33 protein-coding genes are annotated in these 25763 nt (G+C 65.2%); 3 read left to right on the top strand and 30 right to left on the bottom strand.

Annotated features, from left to right (window positions below):
• The 23 genes from rpsE to rpsL all read right to left on the bottom strand — a co-directional run.
• Positions 1 to 592: 30S ribosomal protein S5 (rpsE, locus tag V2B31_RS19300; protein ID WP_328281728.1), on the bottom strand; the 592-nt coding region annotated here is incomplete at its 3' end.
• A 2-nt stretch (positions 593 to 594) separates the two neighbouring features.
• Positions 595 to 948, bottom strand: coding sequence for a 50S ribosomal protein L18 (gene rplR, locus V2B31_RS19305; protein WP_328281730.1), 354 nt, complete (start codon positions 946 to 948; stop codon positions 595 to 597).
• A 1-nt stretch (position 949) separates the two neighbouring features.
• Positions 950 to 1483: a 50S ribosomal protein L6 gene (rplF, locus tag V2B31_RS19310; protein WP_328281732.1), complete on the bottom strand. Its 534-nt coding sequence runs from the start codon at positions 1481 to 1483 to the stop codon at positions 950 to 952.
• The gene (rpsH, locus tag V2B31_RS19315; protein WP_328281733.1) at positions 1483 to 1878 is read right to left on the bottom strand and encodes a 30S ribosomal protein S8; all 396 of its coding nucleotides are present in this window, start codon (positions 1876 to 1878) and stop codon (positions 1483 to 1485) included. Before rpsH ends, rplF begins: the two co-directional genes overlap by 1 nt.
• Before the next feature lie 12 nt (positions 1879 to 1890).
• Positions 1891 to 2196 carry a 30S ribosomal protein S14 gene (gene rpsN / locus V2B31_RS19320; protein WP_328281735.1) on the bottom strand — a complete coding sequence of 102 codons (306 nt, stop codon included), beginning with the start codon at positions 2194 to 2196 and terminating at the stop codon, positions 1891 to 1893.
• A gap of 66 nt (positions 2197 to 2262) precedes the next feature.
• Positions 2263 to 2835 carry a 50S ribosomal protein L5 gene (gene rplE / locus V2B31_RS19325; RefSeq protein ID WP_328281736.1) on the bottom strand — a complete coding sequence of 191 codons (573 nt, stop codon included), beginning with the start codon at positions 2833 to 2835 and terminating at the stop codon, positions 2263 to 2265.
• A complete protein-coding gene (gene rplX, locus V2B31_RS19330) occupies positions 2835 to 3146 on the bottom strand; it encodes a 50S ribosomal protein L24 (RefSeq protein WP_328281738.1) in 312 nt (103 codons plus the stop codon). The genes rplE and rplX overlap by 1 nt, the downstream gene beginning before the upstream one ends.
• On the bottom strand, positions 3146 to 3514 hold the full coding sequence (gene rplN / locus V2B31_RS19335) for a 50S ribosomal protein L14 (RefSeq protein ID WP_024018898.1): 369 nt from the start codon (positions 3512 to 3514) through the stop codon (positions 3146 to 3148). Before rplN ends, rplX begins: the two co-directional genes overlap by 1 nt.
• A gap of 163 nt (positions 3515 to 3677) precedes the next feature.
• Complete coding sequence (rpsQ, locus tag V2B31_RS19340) at positions 3678 to 3941, bottom strand: 30S ribosomal protein S17 (RefSeq protein WP_253339969.1); 264 nt, start codon at positions 3939 to 3941, stop codon at positions 3678 to 3680.
• A gap of 14 nt (positions 3942 to 3955) precedes the next feature.
• Entirely contained in the window at positions 3956 to 4159 is a 204-nt protein-coding gene (rpmC, locus tag V2B31_RS19345; RefSeq protein WP_328281743.1) for a 50S ribosomal protein L29, read from the bottom strand.
• 3 nt (positions 4160 to 4162) lie between these two features.
• Positions 4163 to 4594 (bottom strand): 50S ribosomal protein L16, encoded by a 432-nt coding sequence (rplP, locus tag V2B31_RS19350; protein ID WP_328281744.1) that lies wholly within the window; start codon positions 4592 to 4594, stop codon positions 4163 to 4165.
• A gap of 21 nt (positions 4595 to 4615) precedes the next feature.
• Positions 4616 to 5311: a 30S ribosomal protein S3 gene (gene rpsC, locus V2B31_RS19355; RefSeq protein WP_066769631.1), complete on the bottom strand. Its 696-nt coding sequence runs from the start codon at positions 5309 to 5311 to the stop codon at positions 4616 to 4618.
• A gap of 4 nt (positions 5312 to 5315) precedes the next feature.
• Entirely contained in the window at positions 5316 to 5699 is a 384-nt protein-coding gene (rplV, locus tag V2B31_RS19360; protein WP_328281747.1) for a 50S ribosomal protein L22, read from the bottom strand.
• Positions 5699 to 5977, bottom strand: coding sequence for a 30S ribosomal protein S19 (gene rpsS / locus V2B31_RS19365; RefSeq protein ID WP_328281749.1), 279 nt, complete (start codon positions 5975 to 5977; stop codon positions 5699 to 5701). The genes rplV and rpsS overlap by 1 nt, the downstream gene beginning before the upstream one ends.
• A 5-nt stretch (positions 5978 to 5982) precedes the next feature.
• Positions 5983 to 6819 (bottom strand): 50S ribosomal protein L2, encoded by an 837-nt coding sequence (gene rplB, locus V2B31_RS19370; protein WP_328281751.1) that lies wholly within the window; start codon positions 6817 to 6819, stop codon positions 5983 to 5985.
• A 2-nt stretch (positions 6820 to 6821) separates the two neighbouring features.
• Positions 6822 to 7139, bottom strand: coding sequence for a 50S ribosomal protein L23 (locus V2B31_RS19375; protein WP_328281753.1), 318 nt, complete (start codon positions 7137 to 7139; stop codon positions 6822 to 6824).
• Positions 7132 to 7755 (bottom strand): 50S ribosomal protein L4, encoded by a 624-nt coding sequence (gene rplD, locus V2B31_RS19380; RefSeq protein WP_328281755.1) that lies wholly within the window; start codon positions 7753 to 7755, stop codon positions 7132 to 7134. The genes V2B31_RS19375 and rplD overlap by 8 nt, the downstream gene beginning before the upstream one ends.
• A gap of 3 nt (positions 7756 to 7758) precedes the next feature.
• On the bottom strand, positions 7759 to 8514 hold the full coding sequence (gene rplC, locus V2B31_RS19385) for a 50S ribosomal protein L3 (protein WP_328281759.1): 756 nt from the start codon (positions 8512 to 8514) through the stop codon (positions 7759 to 7761).
• A gap of 277 nt (positions 8515 to 8791) precedes the next feature.
• The gene (gene rpsJ, locus V2B31_RS19390; protein WP_007686587.1) at positions 8792 to 9100 is read right to left on the bottom strand and encodes a 30S ribosomal protein S10; all 309 of its coding nucleotides are present in this window, start codon (positions 9098 to 9100) and stop codon (positions 8792 to 8794) included.
• Positions 9101 to 9306: 206 nt separating this feature from the next.
• Complete coding sequence (gene tuf / locus V2B31_RS19395) at positions 9307 to 10497, bottom strand: elongation factor Tu (RefSeq protein WP_328281761.1); 1191 nt, start codon at positions 10495 to 10497, stop codon at positions 9307 to 9309.
• 137 nt (positions 10498 to 10634) lie between these two features.
• The gene (gene fusA / locus V2B31_RS19400) at positions 10635 to 12728 is read right to left on the bottom strand and encodes an elongation factor G (RefSeq protein WP_328281763.1); all 2094 of its coding nucleotides are present in this window, start codon (positions 12726 to 12728) and stop codon (positions 10635 to 10637) included.
• 191 nt (positions 12729 to 12919) lie between these two features.
• Positions 12920 to 13390, bottom strand: a complete 471-nt coding sequence (gene rpsG, locus V2B31_RS19405; protein ID WP_328281765.1) for a 30S ribosomal protein S7 — start codon at positions 13388 to 13390, stop codon at positions 12920 to 12922.
• 101 nt (positions 13391 to 13491) lie between these two features.
• Positions 13492 to 13863 (bottom strand): 30S ribosomal protein S12, encoded by a 372-nt coding sequence (gene rpsL / locus V2B31_RS19410; protein WP_004208728.1) that lies wholly within the window; start codon positions 13861 to 13863, stop codon positions 13492 to 13494.
• Positions 13864 to 14201: 338 nt separating this feature from the next.
• Between rpsL and V2B31_RS19415 the strand changes: the two genes are divergently transcribed.
• The 3 genes from V2B31_RS19415 (at position 14202) to V2B31_RS19425 (ending at position 18200) form a co-directional block, all read left to right on the top strand.
• Complete coding sequence (locus V2B31_RS19415) at positions 14202 to 16490, top strand: putative bifunctional diguanylate cyclase/phosphodiesterase (protein ID WP_328281767.1); 2289 nt, start codon at positions 14202 to 14204, stop codon at positions 16488 to 16490.
• 191 nt (positions 16491 to 16681) lie between these two features.
• Positions 16682 to 17839 carry a M23 family metallopeptidase gene (locus V2B31_RS19420; RefSeq protein WP_422248066.1) on the top strand — a complete coding sequence of 386 codons (1158 nt, stop codon included), beginning with the start codon at positions 16682 to 16684 and terminating at the stop codon, positions 17837 to 17839.
• Positions 17820 to 18200 carry a bactofilin family protein gene (locus V2B31_RS19425; RefSeq protein ID WP_328281771.1) on the top strand — a complete coding sequence of 127 codons (381 nt, stop codon included), beginning with the start codon at positions 17820 to 17822 and terminating at the stop codon, positions 18198 to 18200. Before V2B31_RS19420 ends, V2B31_RS19425 begins: the two co-directional genes overlap by 20 nt.
• A 339-nt stretch (positions 18201 to 18539) precedes the next feature.
• Here the strand turns inward: V2B31_RS19425 and V2B31_RS19430 are convergent, their stop codons facing one another.
• The 7 genes from V2B31_RS19430 to yajC form a co-directional block, all read right to left on the bottom strand.
• Positions 18540 to 20048, bottom strand: a complete 1509-nt coding sequence (locus V2B31_RS19430; protein ID WP_328281773.1) for a YifB family Mg chelatase-like AAA ATPase — start codon at positions 20046 to 20048, stop codon at positions 18540 to 18542.
• A gap of 230 nt (positions 20049 to 20278) precedes the next feature.
• On the bottom strand, positions 20279 to 20956 hold the full coding sequence (locus V2B31_RS19435; protein WP_328281774.1) for an RlmE family RNA methyltransferase: 678 nt from the start codon (positions 20954 to 20956) through the stop codon (positions 20279 to 20281).
• On the bottom strand, positions 20953 to 22083 hold the full coding sequence (locus V2B31_RS19440; protein ID WP_328281776.1) for a Ppx/GppA phosphatase family protein: 1131 nt from the start codon (positions 22081 to 22083) through the stop codon (positions 20953 to 20955). Before V2B31_RS19440 ends, V2B31_RS19435 begins: the two co-directional genes overlap by 4 nt.
• Positions 22084 to 22188: 105 nt before the next feature.
• Entirely contained in the window at positions 22189 to 22581 is a 393-nt protein-coding gene (locus tag V2B31_RS19445) for an Mth938-like domain-containing protein (protein WP_328281938.1), read from the bottom strand.
• Positions 22578 to 23567, bottom strand: coding sequence for a protein translocase subunit SecF (gene secF, locus V2B31_RS19450; RefSeq protein ID WP_328281778.1), 990 nt, complete (start codon positions 23565 to 23567; stop codon positions 22578 to 22580). Before secF ends, V2B31_RS19445 begins: the two co-directional genes overlap by 4 nt.
• Positions 23568 to 23700: 133 nt before the next feature.
• Positions 23701 to 25299 (bottom strand): protein translocase subunit SecD, encoded by a 1599-nt coding sequence (gene secD / locus V2B31_RS19455; RefSeq protein ID WP_328281780.1) that lies wholly within the window; start codon positions 25297 to 25299, stop codon positions 23701 to 23703.
• A gap of 11 nt (positions 25300 to 25310) precedes the next feature.
• Positions 25311 to 25646: a preprotein translocase subunit YajC gene (gene yajC / locus V2B31_RS19460; protein WP_328281782.1), complete on the bottom strand. Its 336-nt coding sequence runs from the start codon at positions 25644 to 25646 to the stop codon at positions 25311 to 25313.
• Positions 25647 to 25763: the final 117 nt, after the last annotated feature.

Consider the following 25763-nt stretch of genomic DNA (forward strand, 5'->3'; position numbering starts at 1 on the left):
TCGCACGGATCATGTTATACGGGTTGGACGTGCCGTTCGACTTGGTCACGACGTCCGCGACGCCGAGGCTTTCGAACACGGCGCGCATCGGGCCGCCCGCGATGATGCCCGTACCGGCCGGGGCCGAACGCACGGTCACCTTGCCAGCGCCGAAATGGCCGAGGCCGTCATGGTGCAGGGTGCGGCCTTCCTTCAGCGGAACGCGGACCATCGCCTTCTTGGCGGCGGCGGTCGCCTTGCTGATGGCTTCGGGCACTTCGCGCGCCTTGCCATGGCCGAAGCCCGCACGGCCCTTGCCGTCGCCCACGACGACCAGAGCCGCGAAGCCGAAGCGCTTGCCGCCCTTCACCGTCTTCGAGACGCGGTTGATGTGGACCAGCTTCTCGATCAGCTCCTCGCCCTGCTCCTCGTCGCGGTTGCCGCCACGGCGGTCATCGCGACGGCCACGGCCACCGCGATCGCCGCGGTTGCGATCGCCACCGCCACGGTTGCCACGGCCACGGCCGGGGCCGCGACCTTCGGTCTGAGCCTCGCCGCCTTCGACGGCGGCGGGCGCGCCCGGCTGGGCCTGGATATCGTTTTCGTCAGCCATCATCAGAACTCCAGCCCGCCTTCGCGGGCGGCATCGGCCAGCGCCTTGACGCGGCCATGGAACAGGAAGCCACCACGGTCGAACACGACGCGGGTGACGCCGGCAGCGGTCGCCGCGGCGGCGACGCGCTTGCCGACATCGGCAGCGGCTTCAGCGGTCGCGCCGGTCGACCCGCGCACATCCTTGTCCAGGGTCGAAGCCGAAGCGACGGTCTTGCCGGCGGCGTCGTCGATGACCTGGGCGTAGATGTGCCGGCCCGAACGATGAACGCTGAGGCGGGGCTTGTCGCCCGAGCGCGCCTTGAGCGCGGTGCGGACACGGCGGCGACGCCGCTCGAAGAGGGAAAGCTTTGCCATCTTACTTCTTCTTCCCTTCCTTGCGGAAGATGAACTCGCCGTCATATTTGATGCCCTTGCCCTTATAGGGTTCGGGCTTGCGCCAGCGACGGATCTCGGCGGCGACCTGGCCGACCTGCTGCTTGTCGATGCCGCTGATTTCGACCGTGGTATTATCCGGGGTCTTGATCTCGATCCCTTCCGGGATCGCGAAATCGACGTCATGGCTGTAGCCAAGCTGCAGCTTCAGGTTCCGGCCCTGCGAGTTGGCGCGATAGCCGACACCGGTGATGAGCAGCTTCTTCGAGAAGCCCTCGGTCACGCCGGTGATGAGGTTCTGCACCAGCGTCCGCTGCATACCCCAGAAGGCGCGCGCCTGCTTGGTCTTGTTCGCGGGCTGGACGGAGATGCCGTCATTTTCGACCGTGTAGCTGATCTCGTCGCGCAGAGCCATGGCGAGCGTGCCCTTAGGCCCCTTCACCGACAGCTGCCCGCCCTCGATGGTCGCGGTGACCCCGGCGGGGATCGCGACCGGCTTTTTACCGATGCGGCTCATCAGAACACCTCCGCCAGCACTTCGCCGCCGACATTCTGCTCGCGCGCTTCGGCGTCGGACAGAACGCCCTTGGGCGTCGAGACGATCGTAATGCCAAGGCCATTGCGTACTACGGGGAGTTCCTTGGAACCCGAATAAACGCGGCGGCCGGGCTTGGACACGCGCGCGACATGCTTGATCGCGGGCTGGCCCTCGAAATATTTGAGCTCGATGCGCAGGCCCGGGTGGTTGCCCAGAACTTCCTCGGAATAGCCGCGGATATAGCCTTCGCGCTGGAGCACGTCGAGCACGCGGGCGCGCAGCTTGGACGCGGGAGAGACCACGCTGTCCTTCTTCGCCTGCTGCCCGTTGCGGATGCGGGTGAGCATGTCACCCAGGGGATCGGTCAATGCCATCTCAAATGATCCTTACCAGCTCGACTTGGTGACGCCGGGGATCAGGCCCTTGTTGGCCAGATCGCGCAGCTGCACGCGGCAGAGACGGAATTTGCGGTAATAGGCCCGGGGACGGCCCGTCAGCTCGCACCGGTTGCGGATGCGGGTCGGGTTGCCGTTGCGGGGCACTTCCGCCATCTTCAGACGCGCGATCAGACGATCGGTGTCGTCCGCGGTCTTGTCGTTCGCGATCGCCTTGAGCTTCGCATAGCGGCCGGCATATTTCTTCACCAGCTTCTTGCGACGCTCATTCTTGTTGATCGAACTCAGTTTCGCCATGACTTAAGTTCTCTTTCCTAGCTTAGCCTCTGGAAAGAGAAGCGGGGCCTGTGCTCCGTTAGGAGATTAGGCCGCCTGCTTCTCTTCGATCGGGAAGGGGAAACCAAAGAGGCGCAGCAGTTCGCGCGCTTCATCGTCCGTCTTCGCCGTGGTGGTCACGATGATGTCCATGCCGCGCACCTTGTCGATGCGGTCATAGTTGATCTCCGGGAAGATGATCTGCTCCTTGATGCCGAAGGCGTAGTTGCCACGGCCATCGAAGCTCTTGGGATTAAGACCCCGGAAGTCGCGCACGCGGGGGAGCGCGATGTTAATCAGGCGATCGAGGAACTCGTACATGCGCTCGCGGCGCAGCGTCACCTTGGCGCCGATCGGCATGCCTTCACGCAGCTTGAACTGCGCGATCGACTTGCGGGCCTTGGTGATGACCGGCTTCTGGCCGGCGATCAGTTCCATTTCCTCGGCGGCCGAGGTGACCTTCTTCTTGTCCTGGGTCGCTTCGCCCACGCCCATGTTGAGCGTGATCTTTTCGATCCTGGGGACTTCCATGACGTTCTTGTAACCGAACTTGGCGGTCATCGCCTTGGCGATTTCAGCGTCATAGAGCGCCTTGGAGCGCGGAATATATTTGTCGGCCATTACAGCACCTCACCGGACTTGACGGCGACGCGGACCTTCTTGCCGTCGCGCTCCTCGAAACGGACGCGGGTCGGCTTGCCGTCCTTGTCGGCCACGGCCACGTTGGAAATGTGGAGCGGCGCGGGCTTGCGATCGATGCCGCCCTGCGGGTTCGACTGGTCGGGCTTGCGGTGGCGCGCATGGACGTTGATGCCCTCGACGAGCACCTTGTCATCCTTCGGCATGACCTGGAGGACCGAGCCGGTGCGGCCCTTGTCCTTGCCGGCCAGGACGACGACCTTGTCGCCCTTCTTGATACGTGCAGCGCTCATTACAGCACCTCGGGCGCAAGGCTGATGATCTTCATGTGCTGCTTCGCGCGCAGCTCACGGACCACGGGGCCGAAGATACGGGTGCCGATCGGCTCCTGATTCTTGTTAATGAGCACAGCGGCGTTGCCGTCGAAGCGGATCACCGACCCGTCGGGACGGCGGATGTCCTTGGCGGTGCGCACGATGACGGCGCGGTGCACGTCACCCTTCTTCACCTTGCCGCGCGGCTGGGCTTCCTTGATGGACACGACGATGATGTCGCCCACGCCGGCGAAACGACGCTTCGACCCGCCCAGCACCTTGATGCACTGGACGCGCTTGGCGCCGCTATTGTCAGCGACGTCAAGATTGGATTGCATCTGGATCATGGATCCGGTTCCTTCTTGTCTGGCCTACCGAGACTGTCCCGGCGGTTCCGAATTCGTGAATCGACCGGAAGATACGAAACACGAAGCGCGGGCCTGTAACCTCTTCCTCATGAAAAGGCCAGCCCCGCGTCCGAATTTTCGCGCCTTCCGGCGGTGACTGGCCTCAGGCCGCCGTTTCGGGCGACTTGTGCGTGTCCACCCGCTCGATGACCTTCCAGGTCTTGAGCTTGGAAATCGGGGCGGTCTCCTCGATGCGGACCGTCTCGCCTTCCTTGTAGGCGTTGCCCTCGTCATGGGCATGATATTTCTTCGAGCGGCGGATGATCTTGCCGTAGAGCGCATGTTTCACCTTGCGCTCCACGCGGACGACCACCGTCTTGTCGGTCTTGTCGGAAACCACCGTTCCCGTCAGCACGCGCTTGGGCATCGTGTGATTCCTTCTTACTTCGCAGCCGAGCGCGAACGCTCGGACTGGAGGGTCTTGATCTGCGCGATCGTCCGGCGGACTTCCCGCACCCGGCTGGGCTTTTCCAGCTGGTTGGTGGCGGCCTGGAAGCGCAGGTTGAACTGCTCGCGCTTCAGATTGTTGAGTTCGGTCGACAGTTCGTCGTCCGTCTTGGTCTTGAGGTCGGCTACATTGCCCACGGCTTAACCCTCCAGGTGGGAGGTGTCGCCGAGGCGAGCGACAACCTTCGTCTTGATCGGCAGCTTCATCGCGGCGCGCGAGAAAGCCTCTGCTGCGAGCGGGCCGGGCACGCCGTCCAGTTCGAACAGGATGCGGCCGGGCTTCACCCGCGCCGCCCAATATTCGACCGAACCCTTGCCCTTGCCCTGACGGACTTCGGCCGGCTTCTTCGACACCGGCACGTCGGGGAACACGCGGATCCACAGACGGCCCTGACGGCGAAGGTGACGCTGGATCGCGCGGCGGGCCGCCTCGATCTGGCGGGCGGTGACGCGCTCGGGTTCCAGGGCCTTGAGGCCATAGGCGCCGAAGTTCAAGGCCGAGCCGCCCTTGGCGTCGCCCTTGATCCGGCCCTTGAAAGCCTTGCGGAACTTCATCTTTTTCGGTTGCAGCATGACGCTATACCTACCTTATAATCAGCGCGCCGGGCGCACGCCGGAGGTCTGAGCCTCCAGCATCAGCCGGTCGGTGGCCATCGGATCATGGCCAAGGATTTCGCCCTTGAAGATCCAGACCTTGATGCCGCAGACGCCATAAGCGGTGTGCGCTTCGGCTTCGGCATAGTCGACGTTCGCGCGCAGCGTGTGCAGCGGAACGCGGCCTTCGCGATACCATTCGACGCGCGCGATCTCCGCGCCGCCCAGACGGCCGCCGCAGGTGATCTTGATGCCTTCAGCGCCGAGACGCAGAGCGCTCTGCACCGCGCGCTTCATGGCGCGACGGAAGGCGACACGGCGTTCCAGCTGGTCGGCGATGCCCTGCGCGACGAGCTTGGAGTCGATTTCCGGCTTGCGGATTTCGACGATGTTCAGGCTGACGTCCGAAGAAGTCAGGCTGCCCAGCTTCTTGCGCAGCTTTTCGATGTCCGCGCCCTTCTTGCCGATGATGACACCGGGGCGGGCGGCGTAGATCGATACGCGGCACAGCTTGGCCGGACGCTCGATCACGACCTTGCTGATCGCGGCCTGGGGCAGGTTCTTCATGATATACTGGCGGATCTTGAGATCCTCCAGCAGAAGCCGGCCATAATCCTGGCCTTCCGCGAACCAGCGGCTGTCCCAGGTGCGGTTGATCTGAAGCCGCAGACCGATCGGATTGCTCTTGTGACCCATATGCTTACGCCTCCGCTTCGGCCTGCTCGCGCACGACGATGCGCACGCGGCTGAAGGGCTTGAGAATCCGGGTCGACTTGCCGCGGCCGCGAGCGTGGAAGCGCTTCATGGTGAAGCTCTTGCCCACCGACGCTTCCGCGACGACCAGCGCGTCGACATCCAGATTGTGGTTGTTTTCCGCATTGGCGATGGCCGAAGCCAGCACCTTGCGCACGTCGACCGCCATCGCCTTCTTGGAGAAGGCGAGGATGTTCAGCGCATCTTCGACCTTGCGGCCGCGGATCAGCGTGGCGACCAGGTTCAGCTTCTGGGCCGAACCCCGGATCTGCGTGCCGACGGCGAGCGCTTCATTGTCGGCGACGCGACGGGGAGCCTTTTCCTTGCTCATCAGCGCTTGCCCTTCTTGTCGGCGGCGTGGCCGGGGAAATAGCGGGTCGGGGCGAATTCGCCCAGCTTGTGACCCACCATATCCTCGTTGACGGACACCGGAACATGCTTGCGGCCATTATAGACGTTGAACGTCAGGCCGACGAACTGCGGCAGGATCGTCGAACGGCGCGACCAGGTCTTGATGGGACCGGAACGACCGTTGCTGTCCTGCGCGGCTTCCGCCTTCTTCAGAAGGCTGAGGTCCACGAACGGACCTTTCCAGACGGAACGAGCCATCTCGCTTACCTCTTCTTCTTCGCGTGGCGGCTACGGATGATGAACTTGTCCGTCGCCTTGTTGTGGCGGGTGCGCGCACCCTTGGTCGGCTTGCCCCAGGGCGTGACCGGATGACGGCCGCCCGAGGTCCGGCCTTCACCACCGCCATGCGGGTGATCGACCGGGTTCTTCGCCACGCCGCGCGTCAGCGGGCGCTTGCCGAGCCAGCGGTTGCGGCCGGCCTTGGCGAGGTTGGTGTTGGCGTTGTCGGGGTTCGACACCGCGCCCACCGTGCCCATGCAGTCCGAGCGGATGTAGCGCTGTTCGCCCGAGGACAGGCGGACCATCACCATGCCGCGATCGCGACCGACGAGCTGGGCATAGGTGCCCGCCGAACGGCAGAGCTGACCGCCCTTGCCCGGCTTCATCTCGATATTGTGGATGATGGTGCCGACCGGCATCTGGCCCAGTTCCATCGCATTGCCCGGCTTCACGTCGGTCTTCTTGCCCGCGATGATCTTGTCACCGGGAGCGAGACGCTGCGGCGCCAGCACATAGGTCTGGGTGCCGTCGGGATAGTTGACCAGCGCGATGAAGGCGGTGCGGTTGGGGTCATATTCCAAACGCTCCACCGTGCCTTCGACGTCCCAGAGGCGACGTTTGAAGTCGATGATGCGGTACTTCTGCTTATGACCGCCGGCGATGCCGCGCGAGGTCACATGGCCCTTGTTGTTGCGACCGCCGGTCTTGCGCTTGCCTTCGGTCAGCGCCTTGACGGGCTTGCCCTTGTGCAGGCTCGACTTGTCAACGAGGATCAGGCCGCGCTGGGCCGGGCTCGTCGGGTTATAGCTCTTAAGCGCCATGGTCAGCGCACTCCTTCGGTGATGTCGATCGACTGGCCATCAGCCAGGCGAACGATCGCCTTCTTCACGTCCGAGCGCGTGTAGGGCTTGCCCTTCCACTTCTTGGTCTTGCCCTTGGCGACCAGCGTGTTCACGCTCTTGACGGTGACGCCCCAGATCGCCTCGACGGCGGCCTTGATTTCGGGCTTCGAGGCGGTGTTGGCGACCTTGAAGACCACGGCGTTATTTTCGGAGAGAAGCGTCGACTTCTCGGTGATGACCGGCGCGACAACGACGTCGTAATGACGGTTGTCCACGGTCGCGGCGTCCTTCTTAGCCATTGAAACGCGCCTCCAGCTTTTCGACCGCGGCGCGCGTCAGCACCAGCGAATCCGCCTTAAGGATGTCGTAGACATTGGCGCCGACGGCGGGCAGCAGGTCCACGCCGACGATGTTGGCCGATGCCTTGGCAAAGCTGACGTTCACGGCGTCGCCGTCGATGAACAAAGCCTTGTTGAGGTTCAGCTTGGCGAGGTGCGCGACCAGAGCCTTGGTCTTGCCTTCCGCCACGTCGAGATTGTCGAGGACGATCAGCGAACCGTCCTTCGCCTTCGCCGACAACGCCATCTTCAGGCCCAGCGCCCGGATCTTCTTGTTCAGGTCGTGGCCGAAGTCGCGGGCACGAGCGCCGTGCGCCTTACCACCGCCGATGAACACGGGCGCCTTGCGGTCGCCGTGACGAGCGGTGCCGCCGCCCTTCTGGCGGCCGAACTTCTTGCCGGTGCGGGCGACGTCCGACCGCTCGCGGGTGGCGCGGGCGGGGGCGCGGCGCTTTTCCAGCTGCCAGGTGACGACGCGGTGCAGAATGTCGGTGCGGGGCTCGACGCCGAACACGGCATCGTTCAGCTCCAGCTCACCGGCGGCTGCGGCGTCGAGGGTCTGTACATTGACCTTCATGGTTTAGCCCTCCTGGCCTTCGGTCGCTTCGGGAGCGGCTGCATCTTCAGCAGGCGTCTCGGCCGGAGCATTGTTGCTGTTGGCAGCCTGCTTCAAGCTGGCCGGATAGGGCACATCGGCCGGGCGCTTGACCTTGACGGCGTCACAGACGGTGAGCCAGGTGCCCTTGGCGCCGGGGACCGAGCCCTTGACGAACAGCAGGCCGCGCTCGACGTCGGTGCGCACGATCTCGAGGTTCTGCTGCGTGCGCTCGCGGTCGCCCATGTGACCGGCCATCTTCTTGTTCTTGAAGACGCGGCCGGGATCCTGGCGGTTGCCGGTCGAACCATGGGCACGATGGCTGATGGACACGCCGTGGGTGGCGCGCATACCGCCGAAGCCCCAGCGCTTCATGGCGCCGGCGAAACCCTTACCCTGGGTGTGGCCTGCGACGTCGACCAGCTGGCCGGCGATGAAATGGTCGGCCGCGATCTCGGCGCCGACATCGAGGAGCGCATCCTCGGCGACGCGGAATTCGACCAGGCGCGCCTTCGGCTCCACTTCCGCCTTGGCGAAGTGGCCGCGCTGCGGCTTGGCGACATTCTTGACCTTCGCGACGCCCGCGCCGAGCTGAACCGCGACATAGCCGTCACGATCGGTCTCCTTGCGGGCCACGACCTGATTGCCCTCAAGGGCCAGAACCGTAACCGGTATATGACGTCCGTCCTCCTGGAACAGACGGGTCATCCCGACTTTCTTAGCGATCACGCCTGTGCGCATCACTGATTACTCCCATAGAGGCCCACCGTAGCAGCGGGCGTATCCAACGAAAAAACCGCGCAGGATAACTCCTGTGCGGTCCAACCCGAAATATAGCGATCACCCCGTCAGGGTTGGATGCCGATCCCTCTCGGGAAAGGCGACGGGGGACCAGAAACCATGGACTTTCCGGTTCACCGGATGATCCATGCGGTATCCCTTGTGTCGTTTGAGCTTCCATCAGCGATGGAATGCCCGATACCCTGCCCTCGTTGCGAGTGGCAGGGACTTGTCGGCTTTAGGCCAACTTAATTTCCACGTTCACGCCGGCAGCCAAGTCCAGCTTCATCAGCGCGTCGACCGTCTGCGGCGTCGGCTGCACAATGTCAAGCATACGCTTGTAGGTGCGGACCTCGAACTGCTCGCGCGACTTCTTGTCGATGTGCGGGCCACGGTTGACCGTGAACTTCTCGATGCGCGTCGGCAAAGGAATGGGACCGCGGATAAGGGCGCCGGTGCGGCGGGCGGTGTCGGCGATGTCGCCGGTCGCCTGATCGAGCACGCGATGATCGAACGCCTTGAGGCGAATGCGGATATTGCTGTCCATAGTTCCTGTACCGATGCGAAAGAGCCAAAAACCCACGCATTTTCTAAAATCAGCCGGAGCAGCCGATGATTTACGAAAATGCGCTCACAAATAAAATCCGCCTCATCTTGCCCTTCTAGCTGGTGAAAGCCGGAGAAAGGCGATCCGAGGCGGCTGAAAAATCCGAGCGGCGCGAATCAGCCGATTCGCGCCGCTGCGGTCCTATATTACTTCGAGATCGTGCCGACAACCCCTGCGCCGACGGTCCGGCCGCCTTCGCGGATCGCGAAGCGCAGGCCCGAGTCCATCGCGATCGGCGCGATGAGCTTGACGCCGAGCTTCACATTGTCGCCGGGCATCACCATCTCGGTGCCCTCGGGCAGGATCACTTCGCCGGTCACGTCGGTGGTGCGGAAGTAGAACTGCGGACGATAGTTGGCGAAGAACGGGGTGTGACGGCCGCCTTCTTCCTTCGACAGGACATAGACTTCCGCGTCGAATTCGGTGTGCGGGGTGATGGTGCCGGGCTTGGCCAGAACCTGGCCGCGCTCGACTTCCTCACGCTTGATGCCACGGATCAGCGCGCCAATATTGTCGCCCGCACGACCTTCGTCGAGCAGCTTGCGGAACATTTCGACGCCGGTCACGGTGGTCTTGGCGGTTGCCTTCAGACCAACGATCTCGACTTCCTCGCCAACCTTCACGATGCCGGTTTCGACACGGCCGGTGACGACGGTGCCGCGACCCGAGATCGAGAACACGTCTTCGATCGGCATCAGGAACGCCTTGTCGACCGGACGCTCCGGCTGCGGGATGAATTCGTCAACGGCGGCCATCAGCTTCAGCACAGCCTGCTTGCCGATTTCGTCGTTCGAGCCGTCCAGCGCCTTCACGGCCGAGCCGGGGATGACGGGGATGTTGTCGCCGTCGAAATCGTAGGAGCTGAGCAGCTCGCGGATTTCCAGTTCGACCAGCTCGAGGATTTCGGCGTCGTCGACCAGATCGACCTTGTTCATGAACACGACGAGCTGCGGCACGCCGACCTGGCGGGCGAGCAGGATGTGCTCGCGGGTCTGCGGCATCGGGCCGTCGGTGGCCGACACGACCAGGATCGCGCCGTCCATCTGCGCCGCGCCGGTGATCATGTTCTTCACATAGTCGGCGTGGCCGGGGCAGTCGACGTGGGCGTAGTGGCGCGCTTCGGTCTCATATTCGACGTGCGCGGTCGAAATGGTGATGCCGCGCTCGCGCTCTTCGGGCGCCTTGTCGATGTTGGCATAGTCGACGAAGGTCGCGCCGCCGGTTTCGGCCAGCACCTTGGTGATCGCCGCGGTCAGCGAGGTCTTGCCATGGTCGACGTGACCGATGGTGCCGATGTTGCAGTGCGGCTTGGTCCGCTCAAACTTAGCCTTAGCCATTTTATCCTACCTTCTAATCAAAATCAGCTTTGGTCTGACCGCTCGGCCGCGCCTCGCGAAGGCGCGTCCATAGCAGCAAATTTCCAGATTACCAGCCCCTACCGAGCCGTTTTCACGGCCCGGCTGAGGGAAACTTATCAGGCCATCTTCGCCTTGACTTCGTCCGCCACATTCTGCGGCACTTCGTCATAATGGGAGAAGATCATCGAGTAGTTCGCGCGCCCCTGCGTGAAGGACCGCAGCGAGTTCACATAGCCGAACATGTTGGCGAGCGGCACCATGGCCTCGACCACCTGCGCGTTGCCGCGGGTGTCGGTGCCCTGGATCTGGCCGCGACGGCTGTTCATGTCGCCGATGACATCGCCCAGATATTCCTCCGGGGTCACGACCTCGACCTTCATGATCGGTTCCAGCAGGGTGATGCCCGCCTTCTGCGCCGCCTCGCGCATCGCCGCGCGGCCGGTGATTTCAAACGCCAGCGCCGACGAGTCGACGTCGTGATAGGCGCCGTCATAGAGCAGGATCTCGAAATCGATGATCGGGAAGCCGATCAGCGATCCGGTCGCCGCCGTCTCGCGCATACCCTTTTCGATCGCGGGGATATATTCCTTGGGAATATTGCCGCCCTTGATCTCGTCCTTGAAGATGATGCCGGCGCCGCGCTCGCCCGGCGTCAGCTTCACCTTGATGCGGCCGAACTGGCCGGTGCCGCCCGACTGCTTCTTGTGGGTGTAGTCGACGTCGACCGGCTTCTTCAGATATTCGCGATAGGCGACCTGCGGCGCGCCGACATTCGCCTCGACCTTGAACTCGCGCTTCATGCGGTCGACCAGGATTTCGAGGTGAAGTTCGCCCATGCCCTTGATGATCGTCTGGCCCGATTCGTGATCGGTCGAGACGCGGAACGAGGGATCCTCGGCGGCCAGGCGGTTGAGCGCGACGCCCATCTTCTCCTGGTCGGCCTTGGTCTTGGGTTCGACCGACAGTTCGATGACCGGCTCGGGGAATTCCATCCGTTCGAGGATAATCGGCTGGCGCTCGGCGCACAGCGTGTCGCCCGTCGTGGTTTCCTTCATGCCGGCCAGCGCGACGATGTCGCCCGCATAAGCAGTGTCGATGTCCTCACGCGAGTTCGCGTGCATGAGGAGCATACGCCCGACCTTTTCCTTCTTGTCCTTGACCGAGTTGAGGTACGTGCCCTTGGTCAGCGTGCCCGAATAGACGCGCAGGAAGGTGAGCGAGCCCACGAAGGGATCGTTCATGATCTTGAACGCCAGGCCCGAGAAGGGCGCGTCGTCGGCGGTCTTGCGGGTGTCGGGTTCCTCGGTGTCGGGGTTGATGCCCTGCACGTCGGGAATGTCGAGCGGCGACGGCAGATAGTCCACGACCGCGTCGAGCAGGGGCTGAACGCCCTTGTTCTTGAACGCGGAGCCGCACAGCACGGGGGTGAACGCCTGGCCGAGCGTGCCCTTGCGGATCAGCGCCTTCAAGGTCGCGGTGTCGGGCAGATTGCCTTCGAGATAGGCCTCCATCGCCTCGTCGTCCTGCTCGACGGCGAGTTCGATCAGCTTTTCGCGATATTCGGCTGCCTTGTCGGCGAGATCGGCGGGAATCTCTTCATAATAGAATTCCGCGCCCAGGCTCTCGTCCTTCCAGATGATCGCGCGGTTTTCGACCAGATCGACCAGCCCACGGAAATCGCTTTCCGCGCCGATCGGCAGATAGAGGACGGCCGGGGTCGCGCCGAGACGGTCGATGATCGTCTGCACGCAATAATAGAAATCGGCGCCGGTGCGGTCGAGCTTGTTGATGAAGCACATCCGCGGCACCTTATATTTGTCCGCCTGGCGCCACACCGTCTCCGACTGCGGCTCCACGCCGGCAACGCCGTCGAACGCGGCGACCGCGCCGTCGAGCACGCGCAGCGACCGCTCGACTTCGATGGTGAAGTCGACGTGGCCGGGGGTGTCGATGATGTTCAGGCGATGCTCAAGGCCCTTGCCCTCGTTCGCCTTCCACACGCAGGTGGTGGCTGCCGAGGTGATCGTGATCCCGCGCTCCTGCTCCTGCTCCATCCAGTCCATCGTGGCGGCGCCGTCATGGACTTCGCCGATCTTGTAGGACTTGCCGGTGTAGTAAAGGATACGCTCGGTCGTGGTGGTCTTACCGGCGTCGATGTGGGCCATGATGCCGAAATTGCGATAGCGTTCGAGCGGATGGCTGCGGGCCATGATGCTTACTCCGTTGCCTGTGCGGCGGGTGAGAAACAGGAATTCCTGGTTCCGTTCGCCCTGAGCGAAGTCGAAGGGCTCGCCTGAACGAAGTGAAGGCACTTCGCGTCGCTCAGTGGAGGGCTTCGACTTCGCTCAGCCCGAACGGTGATGGGGATCGGGACAAGATGCCCCGATCCCCTATATAGTCATTACCAGCGGTAATGCGAGAAGGCGCGGTTCGCTTCCGCCATGCGGTGCGTGTCTTCGCGCTTCTTGACCGCATTGCCGCGGTTGTTGGCGGCGTCCAGCAGCTCGCCCGACAGGCGCGCGGCCATCGTGGTTTCGCTGCGGTTGCGCGCGGCGGTGATGAGCCAGCGGATCGCCAGCGCCTGCGAACGCTCGGGGCGCACTTCGACGGGAACCTGGTAGGTCGCACCGCCGACGCGGCGGCTGCGGACTTCGATGCCGGGCTTCACATTGTTGAGGGCGTCATGGAACAGACCGATCGGATCCTTCTTGGCGCGGGTCTCGACGGTTTCGAGAGCGCCATAGACGATCGATTCGGCAACGGCCTTCTTGCCGTCCTGCATGATGCTGTTCATGAACTTCGACAGCACGATATCGCCGAACTTGGGATCCGGCAGGATGACGCGCTTTTCGGGGCGACGACGACGTGACATGATAGTCTTCCTTGCTGCTTCAGCCTGGTCCGGAACATGTCCGGGGCTTACTATTGTGTCTGGACCCCGGCCTGCGCCGGGATGATCGGGCTAGCGCCCGATCACTTCGGACGCTTCGCGCCGTACTTCGAGCGGCTCTGCTTGCGGTCCTTGACGCCCTGGGTATCCAGCACGCCGCGCAGCACATGGTAGCGCACGCCGGGAAGGTCGCGCACGCGGCCGCCACGGATCAGCACGACCGAGTGCTCCTGAAGATTGTGGCCTTCACCCGGAATATAGGTGATGACTTCGCGCTGGTTCACCAGACGCACCTTCGCCACCTTGCGGAGCGCCGAGTTCGGCTTTTTCGGGGTCGTCGTATAGACGCGGGTGCAAACGCCGCGCTTCTGCGGGTTCGCGTCCATGGCAGGAACCTTGGACTTGGTCTTCTGCAATTCGCGGCCCTTGCGGACCAGCTGGTTGATCGTTGGCATGAAGCCCTTCACCTTTTCAGTTACTTTACCGGCATTCCCGCGTTTGCGCGCCACCTGGAGGCAGATTCCTCCAAACAGCAAAGGCCCCGGCGGGCGAAAGCCCCCTGGAGCCGCAAGAGCACCCGGCAATGTTCAGCTCTAATGTCGCTCAGCCGATAGTCGCAGGGAGACGAGTCTTCGCACGGCAGGCCGCTGGGCAGCCGCGCCTATAGCGACCGCGCCCGGCCCGGTCAAGCAGCGCGCGCGACCCCGCCGACACGGCGGCGACACGGCCGAAATTAGCGCTTTGGTAACCATGCTGGTCCTATCATCCCGCCCCTCGACACTGAAGGCGGGCCGTGACCGACATCTCTCCCATCACCGGCGAATTTCGCGATGCCGCGCGGGAGTCGGCCTTCCAGACCGAACGGCTGCCCGAATCCCGGCGCCATGCGCAGCTGCTGTTCCTGCTGTCGGCGGTGCTCAACAGCCTCTTCCTCATCAGCGACTGGCGCTTTTCCGGCACGCCGCATTTCTGGGTGGCGGTGCCGGCGCGGATCGCGGTCATTCTCTGGTCGCTCTATTGCCTCTCGCTCTGCCGCCACATGACCAGCTTCGCGCGGGTCGAGCGCATCTGCCTCGCCTGGCAGGTGGTGACGGCGATCGGCGTCGCCTTCCTGGTCAGTTCGCGCAGCGACATCGCCATCTTCGTGCTGGTGATGCTGCCGCTCGTCTTCTACCTTGTGGTGCCGACCAGTTTTCGCGGCAATGCGGGCGGAGGCCTTGGCTGCGGCGCCGTGCTGCTGATCGGCTATCTCGCTCCGGCCCCGCTCTCCCCTACCGCCACCGGCCTCATCCTCTCGCTGCTGATGCTCCATTGCGGCATGTGGATCGCGATCGCGCGCAACAACCGGCTGCAACGGCAGGAATGGACCGCCACCCGTATCGCTCGCGACGCGCAGGCGGCGCTGGCGGTCAGCCGCGACACGCTGGAGCGGATGTTCATGGCGGTTCCGCTGCCGCTGCTCGTCACCCGCCGCGATGGCGCGGTGCTGCGCCGGAACCAGGCTGCGACCGAGGCCTATTCGGCCGGCACCGATGCACCGCTCGACAATGTGGTCGCCGCCTATGTCGACATGCCCGCGCGCGACCTATTCTACGAACGGCTTCAGAATAATGAGGCCATCGACAATTTCGAGTGTCGCATCCGCCGTGCCGACGGCGTTGTTCGCGATGCGCTGCTCTCCTCGCGGCCGATCGTGATCGACGGTGAGAGCTGCTTCATGACCTGCGCGGTCGACATCACCGAGCGCAAGGAGACCGAACAGCGGCTGGAGCGGCTCGCCATGTCGGACGCGCTGACCGGGCTTGCCAACCGTGCGCATTTCATGGCGGCGCTGACCCAGGCGACCACCGCCACGTCCGGCAAGCCGGCGGGACAGGCCGCCGTCCTGCTGATCGACCTCGACGAATTCAAGCGCGTCAACGACACCGCCGGCCATGATGCGGGCGACGCTTTGCTCTGCGCGGTCGCCGCCCGGCTGCGGCAGGCGCTCCGCCCCGGCGATCTGGTGGCGCGCATGGGCGGCGACGAGTTCGCGGTGCTGCTGACCCGCCTGCGCGACGCCGACGCGATCCAGCCGATCCTGGCGCGCATCACCGATCAGCTTCACGCCCCGCTGCCCTATCGCGGCCGCTTGATCGACAGCCGGGTCAGCATCGGCGTCGCCCTCTTCCCAGAACATGGCGAGGATGTCGCGGCGCTCATCAAACATGCTGATATCGCGCTCTATCATGCCAAGAATAGCGGGCGGGGTCGCAGCGCGCTGTTCGGCCCGACGCTGCTCGACAGCTGGGAACGCGAAGCGGCGATGCTGGACAAGGCGCGGCACCTGCTGGCGAAGGAGAAACCCGCCCCCTGGTATCAGCCCAAGGTCGCGCTCGACAGCGGCGCGGTGACAGGGTTCGAGGCGCTGTTCCGATGCCCGACGCGCGAGGGTGGCACGATCATGCCCGGCGACATCGCCGCCGCCTTCGAGCATCCCGAACTCGGCCCCGCCATTACCGCGCGGATGCTGGACGGCATCGTCGCCGATGCGGTCGGGTGGCGGACGGCCGGGCTGACGGTCGGGCCGATCGCGTTCAACGTGTCGGGCGCGGACCTGATCGACGATCGCTTCGCCGACCGGCTGCTCGACCGGCTGAAGGAGGCCGGGCTGCCCCCTTCCGCGATCGAGGTGGAGGTGACCGAATCGGTGTTCCTCGGCCGCAATGCCGAGCAGGTCGGCCGAGCGCTGCACCGGCTGAGCGCTGAGGGCGTGGCCATAGCGCTCGACGATTTCGGCACCGGCTATGCCTCGCTGTCCCACCTCAAGCAATTTCCGATCGATGTCATCAAGATCGACCAGCGCTTCGTGCGCGACCTGGAGACCGACCCGGAGGATGCGGCGATCGTCCGCACCGTGCTGAACCTCGCCTACAGCCTCGGCATCCGCACCGTGGCCGAAGGCGTGGAGAACCAGCACCAGATGGACTATCTCCGCGCGGGCGGATGCCATTGTGGGCAGGGTTATCATTTCGGCGCTGCCATGCCGGCCGCCAAGGTCGAGCAATTGCTGCGCGGCGATCATAAGGTGCGCCAACCCTGATCTAATTTTTTGCGGAACCAAAAGCGCTTTCGATCATTCTGGCGCGCGCAGCTTTCGACTCGTCACGAGTCCGCAACGATGGATTCGCGCGACGGGCCATGCTTTGCTACCGGCCGACTCGCTAAAAAGAGAGTCGCGGGGTCATCTTGTCGTCAAAACATAAAAACGGGCCGGCCGGCCTGCGGCAACGGCTGAACGCCCTTTTGCCCGAGCGGGAAATATTCCTGCGATCCGGCGGTCAGGTAAAGTTCATCCGAATCTCCCGCCGCGCGCAGATCGCGACCATCGGGCTTGTTTCCGTCGCTCTGATCGGCTGGGCCGGCGCTACTCTGTCGATGGCGCTGACCAACGCCGCCGTCGCACAGGAACGCGCCGCCCTCGCCGCCAAGGGCCAGTCGGTTGCGAAAGCCGCCGGAAAGGTTGCCGATTACCGCAAGTCGGTCGAGGATCTGGCGCAGGATCTCGAAGCCCGGCAGGACTTCATGGACGGCCTCTACAAAACCCATTTTGGCGTGGACGAGGGCAATGCCGCCGGCGCAGACCTGGTGAGCGACGGCGAGGCGGTCAAGGCTGGCGTGGCGGATAAAAAGGCCGCGCGCCTGTCGACCAAGATCAGCATGGCGCCTGAAGCCGCGCCGCTGGTCCGCATCGCCGACCGCCAGCGCCGCTTCGCCCTGCTGCTGACCCACGCTGTCGAGCGCCGCGCCGACAAGGCCGCCGCCGCGATCCGCAGCTTCGGCCTCAATCCCGACGCGCTCGCCCGCAGCGCCGCGCGCGCGCAGGGCGGCCCCTTCGTGCCGTGGAGCGGGGACAAGGCGGACATGACGCCCGAGCTGGAGCAACTCGCCGACGCGATGGCGCGGATGGAGTTTCTGGAGCGCAGCCTGCTTGCCATTCCTTCGGGCCAGCCGACCGCCGCGCCGATGATGACCAGTTCCTATGGCTATCGCCGCGATCCCTTCAACGGCCATGCCGCTTTCCATGCCGGCATCGACTTTCCCGGCCGCTACGGCCAGCCGATCAACGCCGCCGCAGCCGGCCGCGTCGCCTATGTCGGGCAGCGCCAGGGCTATGGCAATGTGGTCGAGGTCGATCATGGCAATGGCCTCATGACCCGCTACGCGCACCTGTCCGGCTTTGCCGCGCGCGTAGGGGCGAAGGTCGATCGGGGCGATGCCGTCGGCCGCATGGGATCGACCGGCCGCTCGACCGGCACCCATCTCCATTTCGAGGTCCGGCTGAACGGCCAGGCCATCAACCCCCGCCGCTTCCTGGAGGCCCGCAAAGATGTTCTCCAAGTCCAGCAAACCGCAACGGCCCGGTTCGCCGATGTCCGCGACCGGGGGTAAATCCATCCCCTTTTCCCTGATTGGCGGCGACGTGACGATCAGCGGCAACCTCACCGCCTCGGTCGATCTGCATGTCGATGGCGTGGTGGAAGGCGACATCATCTGCGCCGCTCTGGTGCAGGGGCCGGACAGCCGCATCACCGGCCATGTCACCGCGCAAAGCGCGCGGCTGGCGGGGCTGGTCGACGGATCGATCACCGCGCAGGAGCTGGTGGTCGAAAGCAGCGCCCGCATCACCGGCGACGTGCGCTACGCCACCATCAGCATAGAAGCGGGCAGCCGCATCGACGGCCGCTTCGCCCATCAGGACAGCGATGGCGCGCCCGAACTCAAGCTGATCGCCAACGACAAGGCGGGTTGAGCCGATCAGCTTGTGACAAGTCCGGGGAGCCATTCCCCTAACCATATTTGTCACTGGAACCGCCCTGCCCCCGCGCCTAATGGCCCGCCACCCCATGCGGAGGAAAGGACGCGCGATGGAACATCCCGATTATTGGCCCGACATCCGCCGCTTCCTGTGCGGTTTCGCGGGTGGCGGCATGGTGATTGGTCTCTATACGCTGTTCAGTGTGCAGCCGCTGCCTTGAAGCGCATCGCCAATGACATGCAATCCCCCTCATCCAACTCCGCCTAGCCGCTTCGCGACAAGGCTCCGTATCCTTCTCCCTCCAAGGGAGAAGGGGCGGTCGATTTTCTAGCCTCAATTCACCGGCGCACGCCGCCGGTAGCTCAGCGCTTCCGCCACATGCACCCGCCCGACCTGCTCCGCGCCGGCGAGGTCGGCAATGGTGCGCGCTACGCGGAGCACGCGCGTGTAGCCGCGGGCCGACAGCTTCATCGCGGCGGCGGCCTGCGCCAATAGCTGTCGCCCGGCCTCGTCCGGGCCAGCGACCGCTTCCAGCGCTTCGCCATCCACCTCCGCATTGGTGCGCGTCGGCGTGCCGGCGTAGCGCGCCGTCTGCACCCGCCGCGCTGCCGCGACCCGCGCGGCGACCTCGGCCGATCCTTCGGCGGGCGGCGGCAGGACGAGATCGGCCGCCGTTACCGCCTGCACCTCGACATGCAGGTCGATGCGATCAAGCAGGGGACCGGAGACCTTCGCCTGATAATCGGCGGCGCAGCGCGGCGCGCGCGAGCAGGCCAGCGCCGGATCGCCCAGATGGCCGCAGCGGCAGGGGTTCATGGCAGCAACAAGCTGCACGCGGGCCGGAAAGGTCACATGCGCGTTCGCCCGCGCCACCGTCACCTCGCCCGTTTCAAGCGGCTGGCGCAGCGAATCGAGCACGGTGCGCTGGAACTCCGGCAGTTCGTCGAGGAACAGGACGCCGAGATGCGCCATGCTCACCTCGCCCGGCCGGGCCTTGAGGCCGCCGCCGACCAAAGCCGCCATCGACGCGCTGTGATGCGGCGCGCGGAACGGGCGGGCGCGGCTGATCCGACCGCCCTCCAGCATCCCCGCGACGCTCGCCACCATCGAGCTTTCGAGCGCCTCGGCCGGGGTCATCTCGGGCAAAATGCCCGGCATACAGCTCGCCATCAGCGATTTGCCCGCGCCGGGCGGCCCGACCATCAGCAGATTATGCCCGCCGGCCGCCGCGATCTCCAGCGCGCGCTTGGCGACTTCCTGCCCCTTCACCTGCTTGAGGTCCGCCGTCCGTGCCGGGGTTTCGACCGCGCCGGGCTGCGGCGGCGACAGGGCGGCGGTCCCCTTGAAATGGTTGAGCAGGCTCAAAAGATCGGGCGCGGCGACGACCTCCACCTGCCCGGCCCAGGCCGCCTCGCTCCCCTGCGCGACCGGGCAGACCAGCCCCATATCCTGCCCGCCCGCGTGAAGCGCCGCCAGCAGCACGCCGGGCGACGGCGCGGTGCGCCCGTCCAGCCCCAGTTCCCCGACGACGACATAGCCCGACAGCGTCTCCGCGTCGATCACCCCCATCGCGCCCAGCAGCGCGAGCGCGATCGGCAGGTCGAAATGCGATCCTTCCTTGGGCAGGTCGGCGGGCGAGAGGTTCACGGTGATGCGCTTGGGCGGCAGCGAGAGGCCGATCGCAGCGATGGCGTTGCGGACCCGCTCGCGGCTTTCGGCCACCGCCTTGTCGGGCAGGCCGACGAGGATGAAATTGGGCAGGCCGGGAACGAGCTGGCACTGCACCTCGACCCCGCGCGCCTCCAGCCCCAGATAGGCAACCGTCGAAACCGTAGCGACCAAAAGCCCCTGCCCCCTTGCTCCCGTGCTCCTGCGAAGGCGGAGCCCAACTGGTATCAAAATGCATCGGGAAGGATTGCGGTGTTCCCCGGCGAAGGCCGGGGTCCAGTCCAGAGGGTGGAACTGGACCCCGGCCTTCGCCGGGGAACACCATTCTATATCCTAGTCAATGCACCTCGATATCGGTCCTCCCAACGAGGCTCCTGCCTTCGCAGAAGCACGCCGCGCTACAATCAATCCCCCGCTTCGTCCGTCCGCCCCTTGAAGCCCTGCGCGACGACATACCATTCGACGCTGCCCTTGCGGCTGGCGGGCGGCTTGGCGTGCTTGATCGTCGTGAAATTCTTCTTGAGCAGCACCAGCAGATCGCCGTCGGTGCCGCCCGCGAACACCTTCGCCACAAAGGTGCCGCCCTTGCGGAGATTTTCGACCGCGAACCATGCCGCTGCTTCGACCAGCCCCATGGTGCGGAGGTGGTCGGTCTGGGCATGGCCCACCGTATTCGCCGCCATGTCGGAGATGACCAGGTCCGGCTCCTGCCCCAGCGCCTCACGCAACAGCTCGGGCGCCTTGTCGTCCATGAAGTCCATCTGGAACAGGGTGACGCCGGGGATGGGATCGACCGGCAGCAGGTCGATGCCGACCACGGCGGCTTTGGGGGCCATCTTGCGGACCACCTGCGCCCAGCCGCCCGGCGCGACGCCCAAGTCCACGACCGCCTTCGCCCCCTTCACGAAATGGAATTTCTCGTCCAGTTCAATGAGCTTGAAGGCGGCGCGGCTGCGCCAGCCTTCCGCCTTCGCCTTGCGGACATAGGGGTCGTTCAGGTGCCGCTCCAGCCAGCGCACCGATTGCGCGGTGCGGCCCTTGGCGGTCTTGACCCGCACTTTGCCGACGCCCGAGCCTCTCACATCATCCTCCCGTCGCGGTCCATGAGCCCGCGCAATATGCCTTCGCGGATGCCCCGGTCGGCGACGCCCAGCCGCTCGGCCGGCCAGATGTCGAGGATGGATTCCAGGATCGCGCAGCCCGCCACCACCAGGTCGGCGCGCTCGGTGCCGATGCAGGGCAGCGTCTGCCGCTCGGCAAGCGACATGCTCGACAGCCGCCCGGAAATGGCGCGCATCGATTCGGACGGCACGATGAGGCCGTCGATCGCCTGCCGGTCGTAGCGGGGCAAACCGAGGTGCAGGCTGGCGAGCGTCGTCACCGTGCCCGACGTGCCGAGCAGGCGGATGCCGTCAGCCTCGCGCGGCAGGCGGCGCGCGAGGGGCAAGAAGGCTTCCGCAACGCGCGCGCGCATCCGGGCGTAGGCGGCGAGCCGCTCGCCCGCATCGCCGGTATCGAACGCCTCGCTCTCGGTCAGCGACACCACGCCCCAAGGCGCGCTCACCCAATCGACGATCGTCGGCGCGCCGTCGCCATGCGCGTCCACCAGCACCAATTCGGTCGAACCCCCGCCAATGTCGAAGATCAGCGCCGGCCCATCGCCCGGCTCCAGCAGCGCATGACAGCCCAGCACCGCCAGTCGCGCCTCTTCCTGCGCGCTGATGATGTCGAGCGCGATGCCGGTCTCGCGATAGACGCGCTGGATGAACTCCGCGCCGTTGGACGCGCGGCGACACGCCTCCGTCGCGACCGATCGGGCCAGCGCCACATGCCGGCGCTTGAGCTTGTCGGCGCAGACCGAAAGCGCGGCGATGGCGCGATCGATCGCCGCGTCGCTGATTCGCCCGCTCGATGCCAGGCCCTCGCCCAGCCGCACGATGCGGGAAAAGGCATCCACGACGATGAAGCCATCCGCCGAGGGCTTCGCGATCAGCAGCCGGCAGTTATTGGTGCCAAGGTCGATCGCGGCATAGGCTTTGCGGTCGAACCGATGATCGCGCGCGCCATGGGGCGAAAGGCCCCGCTGCATCGACGGGGGAGGAAGGGCCGCAGCCTTGCTCCCATCGCCCGGACCGGATCGGGCGCGCTTGCCCGAGGAACGGCCGGCCGGGCCGGAACTCTGCGGCGATGGGCGGCTATGCTGCACCATGCCGAAACTCGCTTCTGTTCATCGCCAATCCCGTGGCGGGACCGGAACTTGGGCACAGTCTTAAGCGGATAATATCGCCCGCGCAAGGCGGCTGGCTTCAGGCGGTCAGAGCGGCAGCAGCGCGCCGACGATCCATCGCTCCTCGGCGCGCAGCACGCCCCAGGCGCGGGCCGCCGCGCGGCTGTCCATCGCCTCGACGCCGATGCCGCGCGCTTCGAGGACGCGCACGAAGGCGCGCGGCGGCTGGCGCAGGCCAGCGCCGGTGCCCAGCAGCAGAAATTCGGGCAGCGGCTCCAAGTCGATAAAGTCCCCCAGCGCCGCGACCGTCAGCGCATCAACCGCCGGCGCATGATCCCAAGCAAGCGCGCGAAGGGGGCTGAGCAGCAGGCCGCCGGGGAACACATCGTCCCGCACGCGAAAGCCCCGGCCCTGAAAGCCGGTGACGATCGGTCCCTGCCCGCTGTCGTCGCGGCGGACCTGGATACCGATATCGCTCAGGGCCGCGCCCCATCGTCGCGAGGGCCGATCCGTTCGGCATTGCCGGCATAGTCGCTCTTCTTCGCCGCCTTCTTTTCCGACGCCGCCGGGGTCAGCCCCAGCGAGATCAGCAGCGAGGAGGAGACATAGATGGACGAATAGGTGCCCACCACCACGCCCAGCATCATCGCGGCGGTGAAGCCACGCAGCACATGGCCGCCGAACAGCAGCAGCGCGCCCAGCGCCAGCAGGATCGTCACCGAGGTCATCACCGTGCGGGGCAGCGTTTCGTTGACGGACAGGTCGATGAGCGCCTTCATGTCCATCTTGCGGTATTTGCGCATATTCTCGCGGATGCGGTCGTCGATCACCATCTTGTCGTTGATCGAATAGCCCACGATCGTCAGCACGGCGGCGACGATGTTGAGGTCGAACTCCAGCTGCGTCACCGCGAAGAAGCCGAGCGTCATCAGCACGTCGTGCATGATCGCGACGAAGGTCGAGACGCCGAATTGCCATTCGTAGCGGAACCAGGAGAAGACCGCGATGCCGATCACCGCCAGCATCACCGCCAGCACGCCGGTCTGGATCAGCTCGCCCGACACCTTGCCCGACACCGTGTCGTAGCGGGAGAAGGTGACGCCGGGGAATTGCTGTTCCATCGCCTTGCGGGTCTTTTCCACGACCGCGTTGGCCGCGCCCGCGCCGCCCTGCTCGGGCAAGGGCAGGCGGATCTGCACCGTCTTGGGGTCGCCGAACTGCTGGAGCGAGCTTTCGCCGACATTCAACGACGCGATGGTCGATCGCACCTTGTCGGTCTCGACATTCTGCGGGAATTTCGCCTCGATCATCAGGCCGCCGACGAAATCGACGCCCATGTTGAGTCCCTTATAGGCGGTCGCGCCGACCGCCAGCACCGTCAGCAGCGCGGTGAGCGCGAACGCCCATTTGCGCATCGCGACGAAGCCGATATTGGTATTGTCGGGGACGAGTTTGAGCAGTTTCATGGCGTTACCTTAACCCGTTCGGGCTGAGCGAAGTCGAAGCCCTTTGCCGAGCGGAGCGAGGCACGCTTCGCCTGCGGCTCAGCGGAGCCCTTCGACAGGCTCAGGGCGAACGGAAACAGAGGGAACACCCGGATCATATGACAATCTCGGTCGGGCGCTTGGTGCGGACCCAATGGGCCACCAGCACACGGGTGAAGGTGACGGCGGTGAACACGCTGGTCGCGATGCCGATCAGCAGCACGATGGCGAAGCCCTTGACCGGGCCGGAGCCCAGCGCCAGCATGATGCCGCCGGCGATGGCGTGGGTCACGTTCGCCTCGAAGATGGTGCGGCTCGCTTCCTTATAGCCATGCTCGATCGCCGCGACGACATTGCGCCCGCGCCGCCGTTCCTCGCGGATGCGTTCGTAGATGAGGACGTTGGCGTCCACCGCCGTGCCGATCGTCAGCACGAAGCCGGCGATGCCCGGCAGCGTCAGCGTCGCCCCGAGGATGCCCATCACGCCCAGGATCACGAGCACGTTGATGGCGACCGCGATATTGGCGTAGACGCCGAAGCGGCCATAGCTCAGCAGCATGAAGGCCGCGACCGCGACCACCGCGATGATCGATGCGATGAGGCCCGCGCGGATCGAGTCCGCGCCCAGCCCCGGTCCCACCGTCCGCTCCTCCACCACCGTCAGCGCGACGGGCAGCTTCCCGGAGCGGAGCGCGATGGCGAGCTGGTTGGCGCTTTCCACGGTGAAATTGCCGCTGATCTGCGCGCTGCCGCCCAGGATCGGCTCGTTGATGTTGGGGGCCGAGAGCACCCGCCCGTCGAGGATGATGGCGAAGGGCTTGTTGACATTCTGCGACGTCACCTGCCCGAACTTGCGCCCGCCGGAGCCATTGAAGCGGATGTTGACGATCGCCTGGTTATTCTGGTCAAACCCCTGGGTCGCGTCGGTCAGATCCTCCCCCGACACCATCACCTGCCGCTTGACCGCGATCGCCGGCACGCCCGAGGGGTTGTCGGCATAAGGCAGAACCTCGCTGCCCACCGGCGCGCGACCCTGCGCGACTTCGGCGGGGTTGGCGGTGGTATCGACCAGCTTGAATTCGAGCTTCGCGGTCTGGCCCAACAGGTCCTTCAGCGCCTTGGGGTCTTGCAAGCCCGGCACCTGCACGACGATGCGGTTGTCGCCCTGCTGCTGGATCGTCGGCTCGCGCGTGCCCATTTCGTCGATACGCTTGCGGATCACCTCGGTCGCGACTTCCATCGCGCTCTTGACCGCATTGTCGATGCCGGCGCTCGTCGGCGTGATGACCACTGTGGAGCTGTTCACCACCTCGACATTGAAGTCGCGCTGGCCGGTCAGCCCCGCTCCTTGCGTCAGCGGGCGGATGCGCTCGACGGCGGCGTCCACCTGGCTCGGGTTGCGGACCATGAAGCTGAGCTTCCCCTCGCGCGCGGAAATGTCGCCGATCGCGATTCTGGGTTCGCCCCGGCGCAATTCGGTGCGGACCTGCTCCTCCATATTGGCGAGCCGCTGCTTCGCGACATCCTGCGTCGAGGCTTCCAGCAGCAGATGGCTGCCGCCGGCAAGGTCTAGGCCAAGGTTCACGCGCGTCCGCATGAAGCCCGGCAGATGCGCCACGGCGCTGTCGGGCAGAAAGCTCGGCACGGCGCACAGCACGCCGATCAGGAGCGGCAGGATGATCGCGGCGACCGCCCAGCGCGAGAAGTTCAGCATGGTGGCGTCGCTCAGTCGTTCGCGGGCTTGGCGGACAGGGGATCGATGACGTCGGTCAGCGTCGCCTTGACCGCCTTGACCTTCATCCCCGGCGCGAGTTCGACATCGACATAAATGTCGTCCACCCGCGCGACCTTGCCCACCAGACCGCCGCCGGTGACGACGGAATCGCCCTTCTTCACCGCGTCGATCTTGGCCTTATGCTCCTTCATCTTCTTCTGCTGCGGGCGGATGAGCAGGAAATAGAAGACCACGAAGATCAGGACCAGCGGCGCCATTTGCACCAGGATTCCGGCGCCGGAGGCTTGCCCGCCCGCGGTCTGGGCAAAGGCTGGGGTAATGAACATGAGTGGACTTTCGCCTTGTTTTTCGTGGCAGGCGGGCGGCCTTGCGGCCCCTGCCGATCAAGGCCGCGCGGCTAACACAGACAAGGGGGCGGAGGCAATATGATTAGGGATTGGGGC

This window comes from Sphingobium sp., assembly GCF_036170395.1.
GTDB lineage: Bacteria > Pseudomonadota > Alphaproteobacteria > Sphingomonadales > Sphingomonadaceae > Sphingobium.

Bases quoted from the DNA above. Each gene is read 5' to 3' on its own strand.
- rplR (WP_328281730.1), bottom strand. From the start codon at position 948: ATGGCAAAGCTTTCCCTCTTCGAGCGGCGTCGCCGCCGTGTCCGCACC.
- rplF (WP_328281732.1), bottom strand. From the start codon at position 1,483: ATGAGCCGCATCGGTAAAAAGCCGGTCGCGATCCCCGCCGGGGTCACC.
- rpsH (WP_328281733.1), bottom strand. From the start codon at position 1,878: ATGGCATTGACCGATCCCCTGGGTGACATGCTCACCCGCATCCGCAAC.
- rpsN (WP_328281735.1), bottom strand. From the start codon at position 2,196: ATGGCGAAACTGAGTTCGATCAACAAGAATGAGCGTCGCAAGAAGCTG.
- rplE (WP_328281736.1), bottom strand. From the start codon at position 2,835: ATGGCCGACAAATATATTCCGCGCTCCAAGGCGCTCTATGACGCTGAA.
- rplX (WP_328281738.1), bottom strand. From the start codon at position 3,146: ATGAGCGCTGCACGTATCAAGAAGGGCGACAAGGTCGTCGTCCTGGCC.
- rplN (WP_024018898.1), bottom strand. From the start codon at position 3,514: ATGATCCAGATGCAATCCAATCTTGACGTCGCTGACAATAGCGGCGCC.
- rpsQ (WP_253339969.1), bottom strand. From the start codon at position 3,941: ATGCCCAAGCGCGTGCTGACGGGAACGGTGGTTTCCGACAAGACCGAC.
- rplP (WP_328281744.1), bottom strand. From the start codon at position 4,594: ATGCTGCAACCGAAAAAGATGAAGTTCCGCAAGGCTTTCAAGGGCCGG.
- rpsC (WP_066769631.1), bottom strand. From the start codon at position 5,311: ATGGGTCACAAGAGCAATCCGATCGGTCTGCGGCTTCAGATCAACCGC.
- rplV (WP_328281747.1), bottom strand. From the start codon at position 5,699: ATGAGCAAGGAAAAGGCTCCCCGTCGCGTCGCCGACAATGAAGCGCTC.
- rpsS (WP_328281749.1), bottom strand. From the start codon at position 5,977: ATGGCTCGTTCCGTCTGGAAAGGTCCGTTCGTGGACCTCAGCCTTCTG.
- rplB (WP_328281751.1), bottom strand. From the start codon at position 6,819: ATGGCGCTTAAGAGCTATAACCCGACGAGCCCGGCCCAGCGCGGCCTG.
- V2B31_RS19375 (WP_328281753.1), bottom strand. From the start codon at position 7,139: ATGGCTAAGAAGGACGCCGCGACCGTGGACAACCGTCATTACGACGTC.
- rplD (WP_328281755.1), bottom strand. From the start codon at position 7,755: ATGAAGGTCAATGTACAGACCCTCGACGCCGCAGCCGCCGGTGAGCTG.
- rplC (WP_328281759.1), bottom strand. From the start codon at position 8,514: ATGCGCACAGGCGTGATCGCTAAGAAAGTCGGGATGACCCGTCTGTTC.
- rpsJ (WP_007686587.1), bottom strand. From the start codon at position 9,100: ATGGACAGCAATATCCGCATTCGCCTCAAGGCGTTCGATCATCGCGTG.
- tuf (WP_328281761.1), bottom strand. From the start codon at position 10,497: ATGGCTAAGGCTAAGTTTGAGCGGACCAAGCCGCACTGCAACATCGGC.
- fusA (WP_328281763.1), bottom strand. From the start codon at position 12,728: ATGGCCCGCAGCCATCCGCTCGAACGCTATCGCAATTTCGGCATCATG.
- rpsG (WP_328281765.1), bottom strand. From the start codon at position 13,390: ATGTCACGTCGTCGTCGCCCCGAAAAGCGCGTCATCCTGCCGGATCCC.
- rpsL (WP_004208728.1), bottom strand. From the start codon at position 13,863: ATGCCAACGATCAACCAGCTGGTCCGCAAGGGCCGCGAATTGCAGAAG.
- V2B31_RS19425 (WP_328281771.1), top strand. From the start codon at position 17,820: ATGTCCGCGACCGGGGGTAAATCCATCCCCTTTTCCCTGATTGGCGGC.
- V2B31_RS19440 (WP_328281776.1), bottom strand. From the start codon at position 22,083: ATGGTGCAGCATAGCCGCCCATCGCCGCAGAGTTCCGGCCCGGCCGGC.
- secF (WP_328281778.1), bottom strand. From the start codon at position 23,567: ATGAAACTGCTCAAACTCGTCCCCGACAATACCAATATCGGCTTCGTC.
- secD (WP_328281780.1), bottom strand. From the start codon at position 25,299: ATGCTGAACTTCTCGCGCTGGGCGGTCGCCGCGATCATCCTGCCGCTC.
- yajC (WP_328281782.1), bottom strand. From the start codon at position 25,646: ATGTTCATTACCCCAGCCTTTGCCCAGACCGCGGGCGGGCAAGCCTCC.